Source organism: Nonomuraea sp. NPDC003727, assembly GCF_053586935.1.
This window is the reverse complement of record NZ_JBSFNE010000001.1, coordinates 480888-495746: the sequence shown is the minus strand read 5'-3', so window position 1 is coordinate 495746 and position 14859 is coordinate 480888. Positions and strand designations below refer to the sequence as shown.

At 68.3% G+C, this 14859-nt stretch carries 13 protein-coding genes; all 13 read left to right on the top strand.

Annotated features, from left to right (window positions below):
• The 13 genes from ACWDLG_RS02550 to nuoN all read left to right on the top strand — a co-directional run bounded on the left by ACWDLG_RS02550 (position 1) and on the right by nuoN (position 14854).
• On the top strand, positions 1-552 hold the full coding sequence (locus ACWDLG_RS02550) for a NuoB/complex I 20 kDa subunit family protein (protein WP_354907767.1): 552 nt from the start codon (positions 1-3) through the stop codon (positions 550-552).
• The gene (locus ACWDLG_RS02545) at positions 549-1223 is read left to right on the top strand and encodes an NADH-quinone oxidoreductase subunit C (protein WP_354907766.1); all 675 of its coding nucleotides are present in this window, start codon (positions 549-551) and stop codon (positions 1221-1223) included. The genes ACWDLG_RS02550 and ACWDLG_RS02545 overlap by 4 nt, the downstream gene beginning before the upstream one ends.
• 94 nt (positions 1224-1317) lie before the next feature.
• On the top strand, positions 1318-2643 hold the full coding sequence (locus ACWDLG_RS02540) for an NADH-quinone oxidoreductase subunit D (RefSeq protein WP_449915221.1): 1326 nt from the start codon (positions 1318-1320) through the stop codon (positions 2641-2643).
• On the top strand, positions 2640-3296 hold the full coding sequence (nuoE, locus tag ACWDLG_RS02535) for an NADH-quinone oxidoreductase subunit NuoE (protein WP_354907763.1): 657 nt from the start codon (positions 2640-2642) through the stop codon (positions 3294-3296). The genes ACWDLG_RS02540 and nuoE overlap by 4 nt, the downstream gene beginning before the upstream one ends.
• Positions 3293-4582, top strand: a complete 1290-nt coding sequence (gene nuoF / locus ACWDLG_RS02530) for an NADH-quinone oxidoreductase subunit NuoF (protein WP_449915218.1) — start codon at positions 3293-3295, stop codon at positions 4580-4582. The genes nuoE and nuoF overlap by 4 nt, the downstream gene beginning before the upstream one ends.
• Entirely contained in the window at positions 4579-6951 is a 2373-nt protein-coding gene (locus ACWDLG_RS02525) for an NADH-quinone oxidoreductase subunit G (RefSeq protein WP_449915216.1), read from the top strand. The genes nuoF and ACWDLG_RS02525 overlap by 4 nt, the downstream gene beginning before the upstream one ends.
• Positions 6948-8294, top strand: coding sequence for an NADH-quinone oxidoreductase subunit NuoH (nuoH, locus tag ACWDLG_RS02520; protein WP_449915214.1), 1347 nt, complete (start codon positions 6948-6950; stop codon positions 8292-8294). The genes ACWDLG_RS02525 and nuoH overlap by 4 nt, the downstream gene beginning before the upstream one ends.
• Complete coding sequence (gene nuoI / locus ACWDLG_RS02515) at positions 8281-8796, top strand: NADH-quinone oxidoreductase subunit NuoI (RefSeq protein WP_354907757.1); 516 nt, start codon at positions 8281-8283, stop codon at positions 8794-8796. The genes nuoH and nuoI overlap by 14 nt, the downstream gene beginning before the upstream one ends.
• The gene (locus tag ACWDLG_RS02510; RefSeq protein ID WP_449915211.1) at positions 8789-9601 is read left to right on the top strand and encodes an NADH-quinone oxidoreductase subunit J; all 813 of its coding nucleotides are present in this window, start codon (positions 8789-8791) and stop codon (positions 9599-9601) included. Before nuoI ends, ACWDLG_RS02510 begins: the two co-directional genes overlap by 8 nt.
• Positions 9598-9894: an NADH-quinone oxidoreductase subunit NuoK gene (nuoK, locus tag ACWDLG_RS02505; RefSeq protein WP_183652029.1), complete on the top strand. Its 297-nt coding sequence runs from the start codon at positions 9598-9600 to the stop codon at positions 9892-9894. Before ACWDLG_RS02510 ends, nuoK begins: the two co-directional genes overlap by 4 nt.
• 66 nt (positions 9895-9960) lie before the next feature.
• Complete coding sequence (gene nuoL, locus ACWDLG_RS02500) at positions 9961-11787, top strand: NADH-quinone oxidoreductase subunit L (RefSeq protein WP_354907953.1); 1827 nt, start codon at positions 9961-9963, stop codon at positions 11785-11787.
• Positions 11787-13304: an NADH-quinone oxidoreductase subunit M gene (locus ACWDLG_RS02495; RefSeq protein WP_354907754.1), complete on the top strand. Its 1518-nt coding sequence runs from the start codon at positions 11787-11789 to the stop codon at positions 13302-13304. Before nuoL ends, ACWDLG_RS02495 begins: the two co-directional genes overlap by 1 nt.
• Entirely contained in the window at positions 13301-14854 is a 1554-nt protein-coding gene (gene nuoN / locus ACWDLG_RS02490) for an NADH-quinone oxidoreductase subunit NuoN (RefSeq protein WP_354907752.1), read from the top strand. The genes ACWDLG_RS02495 and nuoN overlap by 4 nt, the downstream gene beginning before the upstream one ends.
• Positions 14855-14859: the final 5 nt, after the last annotated feature.

Below are 14859 nucleotides of genomic sequence, written 5' to 3'. Positions count from 1 at the left end.
ATGGGACTTGAAGAGAAACTCCCCAGCGGGTTCATCCTCAGCACGGTCGAGGCGGCCGCCGGATGGGCCAGGAAGAACTCGGTGTGGCCGGCCACGTTCGGTCTCGCCTGTTGCGCGATCGAACTGATGGCAACCGGTGCATCGCACTACGACCTGGCGCGCTTCGGCATGGAGCGCGCTTCGGCGTCTCCCCGGCAGGCCGACCTGATGATCGTCGCGGGCCGCGTGTCGCAGAAGATGGCGCCGGTCCTCCGGCAGATCTACGACCAGATGGCCGAGCCCAAGTGGGTCATCGCCATGGGCGTGTGCGCCTCCAGCGGCGGCATGTTCAACAACTACGCCATCGTGCAGGGCGTCGACCACGTCGTCCCCGTCGACATCTACCTGCCCGGCTGCCCGCCGCGGCCGGAGATGCTCATCGACGCGATCGTGAAGCTGCACGACAAGATCCAGAACATGAAGTTCGGCGCGCACCGCGCCAAGCAGATCGACGAGCTCGAACTGCGGGCGCTCCGTACGCTGCCGCTGATCGACCAGGAGGCCGCCAAGTGAGCGAGAACCTCCCCGAGGTGCCCGCCAACCTGCCCGAGGAGCCGGTGGCTCGCCACGGCATGTTCGGCGCCACCGGCACCGGTGACACCTCCGGCTACGGCGGCCTCGTCGTACGGCGGGCCCCCCGCCTGTCGACCTCCCGCCCCTACGGCGGTTACTTCGACGAGCTCGTCGACAAGCTCGAGTCGGTCGTCGACGACGCCATCGAGCGGGTCGTCGTCGACCGCGGCGAGCTGACCCTCCACGTCAAGCGCGAGAAGCTGGTCGAGGTGTGCCTGCGCCTGCGCGACGAGCCCGAGCTGCGCTTCGAGCTCAGCCTGGGCGTGAGCGGCGTCCACTACCCGCACCTCGTGGGCGAGGAGCTGCACGCGGTCATCCACCTGTGCTCCATCACCCACAACAGGCGTGTCCGCGTCGAGGCGAGCGCGCCGGACTCCGACCCGCACATCCCCTCGACGGTCAGCGTCTACCCGACGCACAACTGGCACGAGCGCGAGACCTACGACTTCTTCGGGATCGTCTTCGACGGCCATCCCGCGCTGACCCGGATCATGATGCCGGACGACTGGGACGGTCACCCGCAGCGGAAGGACTACCCGCTGGGCGGCATCCCCGTCGAGTACCGCGGCGCCGAGATCCCCTCGCCGGACAACAGGAGGTCGTACGCGTGAGCGAGCACAGCGAGCGGAGCGTCGACGGGCGGAGCGAGGACTACGCGCGCTCGCACAGCGAGCGGAGCGTCGACGAGCGAAGCGAGGACTACGCGTGAGTACTGGTTATGACGAGGCGACCGAGGGCAAGGTCTACTCGGTCAACGGTGCCGACTGGGACGACGTCGTCGGCGCGGTGCGCGACTCCGAAGAGGAGCGCCTGGTCGTCAACATGGGCCCGCAGCACCCGTCCACGCACGGCGTGCTCAGGCTCATCCTGACCCTCGACGGTGAGACGGTCACCGAGGCCCGTACCGGCATCGGCTACCTGCACACCGGCATCGAGAAGAACATGGAGTTCCGGACGTGGACCCAGGGGACCACGTTCGTCACCCGCATGGACTATCTCGCCCCGCTGTTCAACGAGACGGCGTACTGCCTGGCCGTGGAGAAGCTCCTCGGCATCGAGGACCGCATCCCCGAGCGGGCGCAGGCCATCCGCGTGATGATGATGGAGCTCAACCGCATCTCCTCGCACCTGGTCGCGATGGGCACGTTCGGCATGGAGCTGGGCGCGACCACGCCGTTCCTCTTCGGCTACCGCGACCGCGAGATGGTCATGGACCTGTTCGAGTACATCACGGGTCTGCGCATGAACATGGCCTACGTCAGGCCGGGCGGCGTGAGCGTCGACCTGCCCGCGGGCACCGTCGACAAGGTCGGCGAGTTCCTGAAGGAGATGCCCAAGCGCATCAAGGACATCCGCAAGCTGCTCGACGAGAACCCGGTCTACACCCGCCGCACCAAGGACGTGGCCTACCTCGACCTGACCGGCTGCATGGCGCTCGGCGTCACCGGCCCGATGCTCAGGGCCGCCGGCCTGCCGTGGGACCTGCGCAAGTCGCAGCCGTACTGCGGGTACGAGACCTACGAGTTCGAGGTCGCCACCGAGCAGAGCTGCGACGTCTTCGGCCGCTACCTGGTCCGCATGACGGAGATGGAGGAGTCCCTCAAGATCATTGAGCAGGCTCTCGACCGCATAGCGGGACCGCTGAAGAACAAGCCGGTCATGATCGAGGACAAGAAGATCGGCTGGCCGGCCCAGCTGGCGCTCGGCCCCGACGGCTTCGGCAACTCGCCCGACCACATCGCGCACATCATGGGCAGCTCCATGGAGGCGCTGATCCACCACTTCAAGCTGGTCACCGAGGGCTTCAGGGTCCCGGCGGGCCAGGCCTACGCCTCGGTGGAGTCCCCCCGCGGCGAGCTCGGCGCGCACGTGGTCAGCGACGGCGGCACCCGGCCGTACCGCGTCCACTTCCGCGAGCCGTCCTTCACGAACCTGCAGGCCGTACCGGCAACCTGCGAGGGTGGCCAGGTCGCTGACGTGATCGCGGCCGTGGCATCCATCGACCCGGTCATGGGAGGTGTTGACCGGTGAGTTACTCGCCGGAAGTCCGGGAGCGTCTCGAGAGGGACGCCAAGGAGATCATCGGGCGTTATCCGAAGTCGCGCTCGGCGCTGCTGCCGCTGCTCCACCTGGTGCAGTCGGAGGACGGTTACGTCTCCGACGACGGCCAGGAGTTCTGCGCGGAGATGCTCGGCCTGAGCAAGGCCGAGGTCGTGGGTGTGGCGACGTTCTACACGATGTACAAGCGCAAGCCGATGGGCGACTACCACGTCGGCGTGTGCATCAACTCGCTGTGCGCGGTCATGGGCGGCGACCAGATCTGGGAGGAGCTGTCGGAGCACGTCGGCGTCGGCCACGACGAGACGACCGCCGACGGCAAGGTCTCGCTGGAGCGCCTCGAGTGCAACGCGGCCTGCGACTTCGCCCCGGTGATGATGGTCAACTGGGAGTTCTTCGACAACCAGACGCCCGAGTCGGCCAAGCAGCTCGTCGACGACCTGCGCGACGGCAAGAGCGTCTCGCCGACGCGCGGCCCGAAGCGCCTGTGCACCTTCAAGGAGGCCTCGCGGGTGCTCTCCGGGCTGCCCGACGACCTGGCCGGTGACGGCCCGTCGGCGGCCGGCCCCTCGCTGGAGGGCCTGAAGGTCGCCAAGGCCAACGGATGGAAGGCTCCCGAGGCATGAGCACGACACTCACCCCGGTCCTGACCGCCAACTGGGACCAGCCCAACTCCTTCACGCTGCAGGGCTACGGCCCCTACGACGCGGCGAAGAAGGCGCTCGGCATGGACCCCGACGCGGTCATCCAGGCCGTCAAGGACTCCGGTCTGCGCGGCCGCGGCGGCGCCGGCTTCCCCACCGGCATGAAGTGGGGCTTCATCCCGCAGGGCGACGGCAAGCCGCACTACCTCGTCGTCAACGCCGACGAGTCGGAGCCGGGCACCTGCAAGGACATCCCGCTGATGATGGCCAACCCGCACTCGCTGGTCGAGGGCGTCATCATCACCTCCTACGCCATCCGCGCCAACCACGCCTTCATCTACGTGCGCGGTGAGGTGCTGCACGTGATCCGCAGGCTGCACGCGGCCGTGCGCGAGGCGTACGAGAAGGGCTACCTCGGCAAGGACATCTTCGGCTCGGGCTACGACCTGGAGCTGGTCGTGCACAGCGGCGCCGGCGCCTACATCTGCGGCGAGGAGACGGCACTGCTCGACTCGCTCGAGGGTTACCGGGGTCAACCGCGTCTCAAGCCTCCGTTCCCTGCCGTGGCGGGCCTGTACGCTTCGCCCACTGTTGTGAACAACGTGGAGTCTGTGGCCAGTGTTCCCAGCATCATCGCGAACGGCGCCGACTGGTTCGCCGCGATGGGTACCGAGAAGTCCAAGGGCTTCGGCATCTTCTCGCTGAGCGGCCACGTCACCCGTCCGGGCCAGTACGAGGCGCCGCTCGGCATCACGCTGCGCGAGCTGCTCGACATGGCGGGCGGCATCCGCGAGGGGCACCAGATCAAGTTCTGGACCCCGGGCGGCTCCTCCACGCCGATCTTCACCGACGAGCACCTCGACGTCCCCCTCGACTTCGAGGCGGTCGGTGCCAAGGGCTCGATGCTCGGCACCCGCGCGCTGCAGATCTTCGACGAGACCACCTGCGTGGTCCGCACCGTGCTGCGCTGGACCGAGTTCTACGCCCACGAGTCGTGCGGCAAGTGCACGCCGTGCCGCGAGGGCACCTACTGGCTCAAGCAGGTGCTCAGGCGTCTGGAGGCCGGCCAGGGCACCGAGGACGACCTCGCGCTGATCACCGACATCGCCGACAACATCCTGGGCCGTTCCTTCTGCGCCCTGGGCGACGGCGCGACCAGCCCGATCCACTCGTCGGTGAAGTACTTCCGCGACGAGTACCTCAAGCACTTCGAGGTCGGCGGCTGCCCGTTCGACCACAAGAAGTCCACCGTGTGGGGTGACAAGTGACCACTACCGCAGTCGAGACCTCAGTCGTCACCCTCACGATCGACGGCTTCCAGGTCACCGTGCCCAAGGGCACGCTCATCATCAGGGCCGCCGAACTGCTGGGCATCCAGATCCCCAGGTTCTGCGACCACCCGCTGCTCGACCCGGCGGCCAACTGCCGCCAGTGCCTGGTCGACATTCCCGACGCGGGCAACGGCCGCGGCTTCCCCAAGCCGCAGCCGTCGTGCGCGATCGAGGTCGCCGAGGGCATGGTCGTGCAGACCCAGCTCACCTCGCCGGTCGCCGAGAAGGCGCAGCGCGGCGCGATGGAGCTGCTGCTCATGAACCACCCGCTGGACTGCCCGGTCTGCGACAAGGGCGGCGAGTGCCCCCTGCAGAACCAGGCGATGTCCAACGGCCAGGGCGAGTCGCGCTTCCACGAGCACAAGCGCACCTTCCCCAAGCCGCTGCCGCTGTCGGCGCAGGTGCTGCTCGACAGGGAGCGCTGCGTGCAGTGCAAGCGCTGCATCCGCTTCTCCGACGAGATCGCGGGCGACCCGCTCATCGAGTTCTTCGAGCGTGGCGCCAAGGAGCAGGTGGGCGTCGCCGACGGCAAGCCGTTCGACTCCTACTTCTCCGGCAACACCATCCAGATCTGCCCGGTCGGCGCGCTGACCAGCGGTGCCTACCGCTTCCGCGCCAGGCCGTTCGACCTGGTCTCCTCGCCGAGCGCCTGCGAGCACTGCGCCTCCGGGTGCGCGCTGCGCACCGACCACCGCCGCGGCAAGGTCACCCGCCGTCTGGCCGGCCTGGACATGCAGGTCAACGAGGAGTGGAACTGCGACAAGGGCCGCTTCGCCTTCACCTACGCGACGCAGCCCGACCGGCTCAGGACCCCGCTGGTCCGTAACGAGGAGGGCCTGCTGGTTCCCGCCTCGTGGCCGGAGGCCCTCGCGGTGGCCGCCGCGGGTCTGGCCAAGGCGCGCGGCAAGGCGGGCGTGCTGGTCGGCGGTCGCGTGACCGTCGAGGACGCCTACGCCTACGCCAAGTTCGCCCGCGTCGCGCTCGGTACCAACGACGTCGACTTCCGGGCCAGGCCGCACAGCGCGGAGGAGGCGCAGTTCCTCGCGCACGCGGTCGCCGGCAAGGGCATCGAGATCTCCTACACCGACCTGGAGCAGGCGCCCGCCGTCCTGCTGGTCGGGTTCGAGCCCGACGAGGAGTCGCCGATCGTCTTCCTGCGCCTGCGCAAGGCCTGGCGCAAGAAGGGCCTGAAGGTCACCTCGATCGCGCCGTTCGCGACCGAGGGCCTGGCCAAGATGGGCGGCACGCTCATCAGGACGCTGCCGGGCGGCGAGGCCGACGCGCTCGACGAGCTCGGCTCCGTGGCCGAGGGCACGATCATCCTGGCCGGCGAGCGGCTGGCCACCGTCCCCGGCGCGCTGTCGGCCCTGGTACGGCTCAGCGCCGCCTCCGGCGCCAGGCTGGCCTGGATCCCGCGCAGGGCCGGGGAGCGCGGCGCCATCGAGGCGGGCGCGCTGCCGAACCTGCTCCCGATCGGCCGCCCGGTCGAGGACGAGAGCGCCAGGGCCGAGGTGGCCAGGGCGTGGAACGTCACCTCGCTCCCCGCCACGCCGGGCCGCGGCACCGACGCGATCCTGGCCGCCGCGCTGAACGAGGAGGTCGACGCGCTGCTCGTCGCCGGCGTCGACCCGCGTGACCTGGCCGACGCCGAGGCGGCGCTGGCCGCCCTGGAGAACACGCCGTTCATCGTCAGCCTCGAGGTGCGCGCCAGCGCGGTCACCGACCGGGCCGACGTGGTCCTGCCGGTCGCCGCCGTCGCCGAGAAGGCCGGCACGTTCGTGAACTGGGAGGGCCGCGGCCGCTCGTTCGAGCGGGCGCTGAAGGTCCCCGGCATCATGAGCGACCTCAACGTGCTGTCGGCCATCGCCGACCACATGGACGTGCACCTGGGCCTGCCCGACGCCGCCGCCGCCCGCAAGGAGCTCAGCGGCCTCGGCGCCTGGCGCGGCACCAGGGTCGGCGCGCCGAACGCCGCCGCGACGGCCCAGCCGGCGCCCCAGGCGGGCGAGGCCGTGCTGGCCACCTGGCACCAGCTGCTCGACGCCGGCCGCCTCCAGGACGGCGAGCCGTACCTGGCGGGCACCGCCCGCCCGGTCGAGGCGCTGCTATCGGAGAGCACCGCGGCCGAGATCGGCGTGGCCGACGGCGGCAAGATCGTAGTGGGTGAGACGGTGTCCCTGCCGGTGCGCGTCGTGGACCTGCCCGACCGGGTGGTCTGGGTGCCGACGAACTCCCCGGGCTGCTCGGTCAGGCGCGACCTGGGCGCGCTGGCCGGCGACATCGTCAAGATCGGGAGCGCCTCATGAGCGTGACAGTCCTCGCGACGGATCCGACCCTCGCCGACTTCGGCAAGGATCCGCTCTGGATCACCATCATCAAGGCGGTCGGCGTCTTCGCCTTCCTGATGGTGGGCATCCTGTTCGGCGTCTGGTACGAGCGCAAGCTGATCTCCCGCATGCAGAACCGCTACGGCCCCAACCGGGCCGGCAAGTTCGGTCTGCTCCAGTCGGTCGCCGACGGCGTGAAGATGGGCCTGAAGGAAGACATCTTCCCCAACACGGTGGACAAGGTGCTCTACCTGCTGGCTCCGGTCATCATGGTGGTCCCGGCCTTCCTGGCCTTCTCCATCGTGCCGTTCGGGCCGATCGTGAACATGTTCGGCGTCCAGACGCCGCTGCAGCTGGTCGACCTGCCGGTCGCGGTGCTGTTCATGCTGGCGATGGGCGCGGTGTCGGTCTACGGCGTGGTGCTGGCGGGCTGGTCGTCCCGCTCGCCGTACGCGCTGCTCGGTGGTCTGCGGTCGGCGGCCCAGGTGGTCTCCTACGAGATCGCGATGGGCCTGTCGTTCGTGGCGGTGTTCCTGTTCGCCGGCACGCTGTCGACCTCGGAGATCGTCGCGGCGCAGGCGTCGGGCGGCACGCTGCAGCTGTTCGGGCTCGAGATCCCGATGCCCTCGTGGTACGTGATCCTGCTGCTGCCCTCCTTCCTCATCTACGTGGTGTGCGCCTTCGGTGAGGCCGCGCGTATCCCGTTCGACCTGCCCGAGGGCGAGGGCGAGCTGGTGGGCGGCTTCCAGACCGAGTACTCCTCGTCGCTGAAGTTCGCCCTGATCATGATGGGCGAGTACCTGCACACCTTCACCGCCTCGGCGATGGCGATCACGCTGTTCCTCGGCGGATGGCGGGCGCCGTGGCCGATCTCGCTCTGGGACGACGCGAACACCGGCTACTGGCCGTTCCTGTGGTTCTTCATCAAGTTCGTCCTGGTCTTCTCGTTCGTCGTGTGGGTCCGCGCCTCGCTGCCCCGCGTCCGTTACGACCAGCTGATGGCGCTGGGCTGGAAGGTGCTGATCCCGCTCAACCTGGCGTGGATCATGCTCGTGGCCACCGTCAAGCTGCTCAGGACCCCCGGCGTCGACCTGACCTTCGTGTACGTCATCGGGGCGATCGTGGTCGTCGGAGCCTTCGCCATCTGGTTCCGCTTCGACACCGTGAACCAGCGCCGCAAGGAGGCGGAGAAGGCCAAGGTGGCGGCTGAGTTCGAGCAGCTCGCCAACGAGCCGACCGCCGGCGGCTTCCCTGTGCCGCCGCTTGACCTGCCGCACTACCACGGGGTGGGGCGCAAGGAGGTTCCCAGTGGGAGCAACTGATTGGCTGAACCCCGTGAAGGGGTTCGGCGTGACCTTTCACACGATGTTCAAGAAGCCGGTCACGACGAACTACCCGGAGGTGAAGAAGCCGACGGCTCCTCGCTTCCACGGTCGTCACCAGCTGAACCGCTGGCCCGACGGGCTGGAGAAGTGCGTCGGCTGCGAGCTGTGCGCCTGGGCGTGTCCCGCCGACGCGATCTACGTCGAGGGCGGCGACAACACCGAGGAGGAGCGCTACTCGCCGGGTGAGCGTTACGGGCGCACCTACCAGATCAACTATCTGCGGTGCATCCTGTGCGGCCTGTGCATCGAGGCGTGCCCGACCAGGGCGCTGACGATGACCAACGAGTACGAGCTCGCCGACTCCGACCGGGAGAGCCTCATCTACACCAAGGAGATGCTGCTCGCTCCGCTCACCGCGGGCATGGAGCAGCCTCCGCACCCCATGCGGCTCGGCGAGACCGAAGAGGACTACTACCGCTTGGGGCGCGAGAATGGGTGAGACCATCACGTTCTGGGTGCTGGCCGTCGTCTCCGTCGGCGCCGCGCTCGGAATGATCTTCAGCCGCAAGGCGGTCTACTCGGCGCTCCTGCTGGGCGGTGTGATGCTCTGCCTCGCGGTGCTCTACGCCGTGCAGGAGGCGCCCTTCCTGGCCGCGGTGCAGATCATCGTCTACACCGGCGCGATCATGATGCTCTTCCTGTTCGTGCTCATGCTGGTGGGCGTCGACTCGGCCGACTCCCTGGTGGAGACGCTCAAGGGACAGCGCTTCTGGGCGGGCGTCGCCGGTGTCGGCTTCGCCGTCCTGGTGATCCTCGCGATCGGGAACGCGCTGTTCGTCCCCGAGCCCGCGGGTCTGGCCGCCGCCACGGAGCAGGCGGGCGGCAACGTACCGGCGCTGGCCAGGCTGGTGTTCACCCGCCACGTCTTCGCCTTCGAGATCACCTCCGCGCTGCTCATCACCGCCGCGCTCGGCGCGATGGTGCTGGCGCACCGCGAGAGGGCCGAGCCGAAGCCGTCGCAGAAGGACCTGGCGCGCGCCAGGTTCGCCACCGGCGACCCGTCGCCGCTGCCCGCGCCCGGCACCTACGCCAGGAACAACGCCATCGACATGCCCGCGCTGCTGCCCGACGGCTCGGTCGCCGAACTGTCGGTCAACCGGCACATCGCGCGCTGGGACGTCGAGCACGACCATCTGCCCGACGACCCCAAGCTCGCCCAGGCCATCAAGCACGCGGTCGAGGAGGAACCCGTGACAGAGGATTCTGCGACGGACTCCGAGCACCTGGGTGAGGTGACCAAGTGACCACCGAGTACCTGGTCCTCTCCGCACTGCTCTTCGCGATCGGCGCGCTCGGCGTGCTGATCAGGCGCAACGCGATCGTGGTCTTCATGTGCGTCGAGCTCATGCTCAACGCCTGCAACCTCGCGTTCGTCACCTTCGCCCGCATGCACGGCAACCTGGACGGCCAGATCATCGCCTTCTTCGTGATGGTCGTGGCCGCGGCCGAGGTCGTGATCGGTCTGGCGATCATCGTGACGATCTTCCGAACCCGCAGGTCGGCGTCCGTGGACGATGCCAACCTGCTGAAGTACTAAGAGGTGACAGTGGAACCGGCAGAGATCATCCCGCACTCCGGTGGAGTGATCGGGGCCTCATGGCTGATGATCGCACTGCCCCTCTTGGGCGCGGCGATCCTGTTGCTCGGCGGCCGCCGTACCAACGCCTGGGGGCACTACCTGGGCGTCCTGATGTCGCTCGGTTCGTTCGTCGTCGCGGTGCTCGCCTTCATGGAGCTCGATGGTGGTCGTTACAGCGTCCACCTGTACGACTTCATTCCCGGAATGGCGGACATCAGCCTGCTGATCGACCCGCTGTCGATCAGTTTCTGTCTGCTGATCACGGGTGTGGGTTCGCTGATCCACATCTACTCGATCGGCTACATGTCGCACGATCCCGACCGGCGCAGGTTCTTCTCCTACCTGAACCTGTTCGTCGCGGCGATGCTGCTGCTGGTGCTGTCGGCCAACTACGTCGGCCTGTTCATCGGCTGGGAGGGCGTCGGTCTCGCCTCCTACCTGCTGATCGGCTTCTGGCAGTTCAAGCCGACGGCGGCGGTCGCGGCCAAGAAGGCGTTCATCGTCAACCGCGTCGGTGACTTCGGCCTGCTGATCGCGATGTTCACGATGTGGACGACGTTCGGCTCGCTGGCCTTCAGCGACATCTCCGCCAAGGTCGGCCAGGCCTCGGAGGGCACGCTCACCGCCATCGGCCTGCTGCTCCTGCTCGGCGCCTGCGGCAAGTCGGCCCAGCTGCCGCTGCAGTCCTGGCTTCTCGACGCGATGGAGGGCCCGACCCCGGTCTCGGCCCTCATCCACGCCGCGACCATGGTCACCGCCGGCGTCTACCTGGTGGTCCGCTCCGGCTTCGTCTTCGAGGCCGCGCCCACCGCGCAGCTGGTCGTCACCATCGTCGGCGTGGCCACGCTGCTGGCCGGTGCCATCATCGGTTGCGCGAAGGACGACATCAAGAAGGGCCTGGCCGGTTCGACGATGTCGCAGATCGGCTACATGATGCTCGGCGCGGGCCTCGGCCCGGCCGGCTACGCCTTCGCGATCGGCCACCTGATCACGCACGGCTTCTTCAAGGCCGACCTGTTCCTCGGCGCCGGATCGGTCATGCATGGCATGAACGACGAGGTCGACATGAGGAAGTACGGCGGCCTGCGCAAGTACATGCCGCTGACCTTCGCGACGTTCTTCGTCGGCTACCTGGCGATCATCGGTTTCCCGCTGCTGTCCGGCTACTTCACCAAGGACGGCATCATCGAGACCGCGATGGAGCACAACCAGATCCTCGGCTGGCTGGCCGTGATCGGCGCCGGCATCACCGGCTTCTACATGTCGCGGATGGTCTTCATGACCTTCTTCGGCGAGAAGCGCTGGGCCGACGACGCGCACCCGCACGAGTCGCCCAAGGTCATGACGATCCCGCTGGTCATCCTGTCGATCGGCTCGATCTTCCTCGGTGGCTACCTGGTGCTGAGCAACCGGCTGATGCTCTTCCTCGCCCCGGCCGTCGGCCGTCCGGAGGAGCTGCCCACCTTCCACTGGAACAGCGTCGCGGGTCTCGCCACGCTCGCCCTGGTGGCGGTCGGCGCCGGGTTCGCCTGGATGAAGTACGGCAAGGCGCCGGTCCCCGAGACGGCCCCGCGCGGCTCGTTCCTCACCACCTTCGCCAGGCGTGACCTCTACGGCGACGCCCTCAACGAGACACTGCTCATGCGTCCGGGACAGTGGCTCACCCGCATCGCGGTGTTCTTCGACAACCGCGGCATCGACGGCCTGGTCAACGGGCTGGCGGCGGCCGTCGGCGGCACCTCCGGCCGGATGCGCCGGCTCCAGACGGGCTTCGCGCGGACGTACGCGCTGTCCATCCTCTTCGGCGCCGCGGTCCTGGCCGGCGCTCTGCTCCTTGTAGGGAACCTGTGATGCCCTGGCTTACGATCCTGATGGCAGTGCCCGTGGTGGGCGCTGTCCTGGTGGCCCTCACGCCGAAGGGCAGCGGCAAGCTGGCCAAGCAGCTCGCGCTGGCCGTCTCCGTCGTCGTGCTGGGGCTCACCATCGCGATGGCGGCGCAGTTCAGCCCGAAGGGCCCGCGCTTCCAGTTCGTCGAGACCTACGACTGGATCCCGCGCTTCGGCGTGCACTACGGCGTCGGTGTCGACGGCATCGCGCTGGTGCTGATCGCGCTGTCGGCGGTGCTGGTGCCGATCGTGGTGCTGGCCTCCTGGAACGACGCCGACGCCCCGCACGCCAAGTACTCGGTGAAGACGTACTTCGCGCTCCTGCTGGTGCTCGAGGCCATGATGATCGGCGTCTTCGCGGCGACCGACATCTTCCTGTTCTACGTCTTCTTCGAAGCCATGCTGATCCCGATGTACTTCATGATCGGGTCGTACGGCGGCGCGCAGCGGTCCTACGCGGCCGTCAAGTTCCTGCTCTACTCGCTGTTCGGCGGCCTGCTCATGCTGGTCGCGGTCATCGGCCTCTACGTCATCGCGGGCAAGAACACCTTCCTGTTCCCCGAGCTGATCGGGGCCATCCAGGACCCGACCACGCAGAAGTGGCTGTTCGCCGGCTTCTTCTTCGCCTTCGCGGTGAAGGCGCCGCTGTGGCCGTTCCACACGTGGCTGCCCGACGCGGCGGCGCAGGCTCCGGCCGGCGCGGCGGTGCTCCTGGTCGGCGTCCTGGACAAGGTCGGCACGTACGGCATGCTCCGCTTCTGCCTGGAGCTGTTCCCGGACGCGTCGAAGTTCTTCACCCCGCTGGTGATCGTGCTGTCGGTGGTCGGCATCATCTACGGCGCCATCGTGGCCATCGGCCAGACGAACATGAAGCGCCTGATCGCCTACACCTCGATCTCGCACTTCGGCTTCATCGCCCTCGGCGTGTTCGCGATGACGGCGAACGCGGGCGCCGGCGCCACGCTCTACATGGTCAACCACGGCTTCTCGACCGGCGCGCTGTTCCTGATCGCCGGGTTCCTCATCGCGCGGCGGGGCTCGCCGTACATCGAGGACTACGGCGGCGTGCAGAAGGTCACGCCGAAGCTGGCCGGCGTGTTCCTGATCGCGGGCCTGTCCGGTCTGTCGCTGCCCGGCCTGTCGTCCTTCGTCAGCGAGTTCATGGTGCTGATCGGCACCTACGAGCGCTACCTGGTCCCCGCGATCATCTCGGCGACCGGCGTCATCCTGGCGGCCATCTACATCCTGTGGATGTACCAGCGGGTCGCGGGCGGGCCGACGGCCGAGCCGGTCAAGGAGTTCAAGGACCTCAACGGCCGCGAGCTGTGGGTGGTCGCCCCGCTGATCGCTCTGATCATCGGACTGGGCTTCTTCCCCAAGCCGCTGCTTGACGTGATCAACCCGGCGGTGGACCACACCCTGTCCAACGTCCAGGTGGAGAAGTTCACCCCGGCGATTGCCGAGAAGGGGGCCGGACAGTGAACGGCACCATCCAAGCGCCGACGATCGAGTACGGCCTGCTGGCGCCGATGCTGGTGATCTTCGGCGCGGCGGTCATCGGCGTGCTGGTGGAGGCGTTCGCGCCTCGCTACCTGCGCAAGTCGATCCAAGTGCCGGTGACGCTGCTCAGCATGGCCGGGGCCTTCGTCCTGGTCGTCTTCCAGGTGATGAGCGGACTGCCGACCGCGCCCGCGGCCATGGGCGCCGTCGCGGTCGACGGTCCCGCCCTGTTCTTCTGGGGCGTCATCCTCGTCCTGGCCTTCGTCAGCACGCTGCTGGTGCTCGACGACGACACCTTCGTGGCCTCGGCCGCCGCCGTACCTGGTAGCGCGGCCGAGGAGGAGGCGGAGATCACCGGTGGCGCGCACACCGAGATCTACCCGCTGATCCTGTTCGCGGTGGGCGGCATGCTGCTGTTCTCGTCCGCGAACGACCTGCTGGTGATGTTCGTCGGCCTCGAGGTCATGTCGCTGCCGCTGTACCTGCTGTGTGGCCTGGCGCGCCGTCGCCGCCTGCTGTCGCAGGAGGCGTCGATGAAGTACTTCCTGCTCGGCGCGTTCTCCTCGGCCTTCTTCCTGTACGGCATGGCCTTCGTGTACGGCTTCGCCGGCTCGGTCGACCTGGTCAAGATCAGCGAGGCGCTCGGCAAGGTGGGCGGCCTGGACACGGTGCTCCTCATCGGTCTGGCGCTTCTCGGCGTCGGCCTGATGTTCAAGATCGGCGCCGCGCCCTTCCAGGCGTGGAAGCCTGACGTCTACCAGGGCGCCCCGACCCCCGTCACCGCGCTCATGGCCTCCGGCACGCTCGTCGCGGCCTTCGGCGCGGTCCTGAGGGTCTTCTGGGTGGCTCTGGGCAACCTCGACTGGGACTGGCGTCCGGTCCTGTGGGGTGTGGCCATTCTCACGATGATCGTCGGCGCGATCCTCGCGATCACCCAGACGGACATCAAGCGCATGCTGGCCTACTCCTCGATCGCGCACGCGGGCTTCCTGCTCATCGGTGTGATCGCGACCAGCACGCAGGCGCAGGGCAACGCCGACACCCTGTCGGCGATCATGTTCTACCTGCTCGTCTACGGCATCACGACGGTCGGCGCGTTCGCCGTCGTCACGATGGTGCGCGACGCGGGCGGCGAGGCCAACCACCTGTCGCGCTGGGCGGGTCTGGGCAAGCGGTCGCCGATGCTGGCGGGCGTGTTCGCGTTCTTCCTGCTGGCCTTCGCCGGCATCCCGCTCACCAGCGGGTTCTTCGGTAAGTACGCGGTCTTCGCCGCCGCGGTGGCCAACGGCGCGACGCCGCTGGTCATCGTCGGCGTGGTCACCTCCGCGATCGCCGCGTTCTTCTACGTCCGCGTGATCGTGCTGATGTTCTTCAGCGAGCCCGCCGCCGACGGCCCGACCATCGCGGTGCCCTCTGCGGCCACCGCGGCTGTTATCACTCTCGCGGCAGCGGTTACGGTAGTGCTGGGGGTTTTCCCGCAGCCTGTCCTGGATCTCGCTGACAAGGCTGCATCTGCCTTGTTCATCCGCTAAGGGGA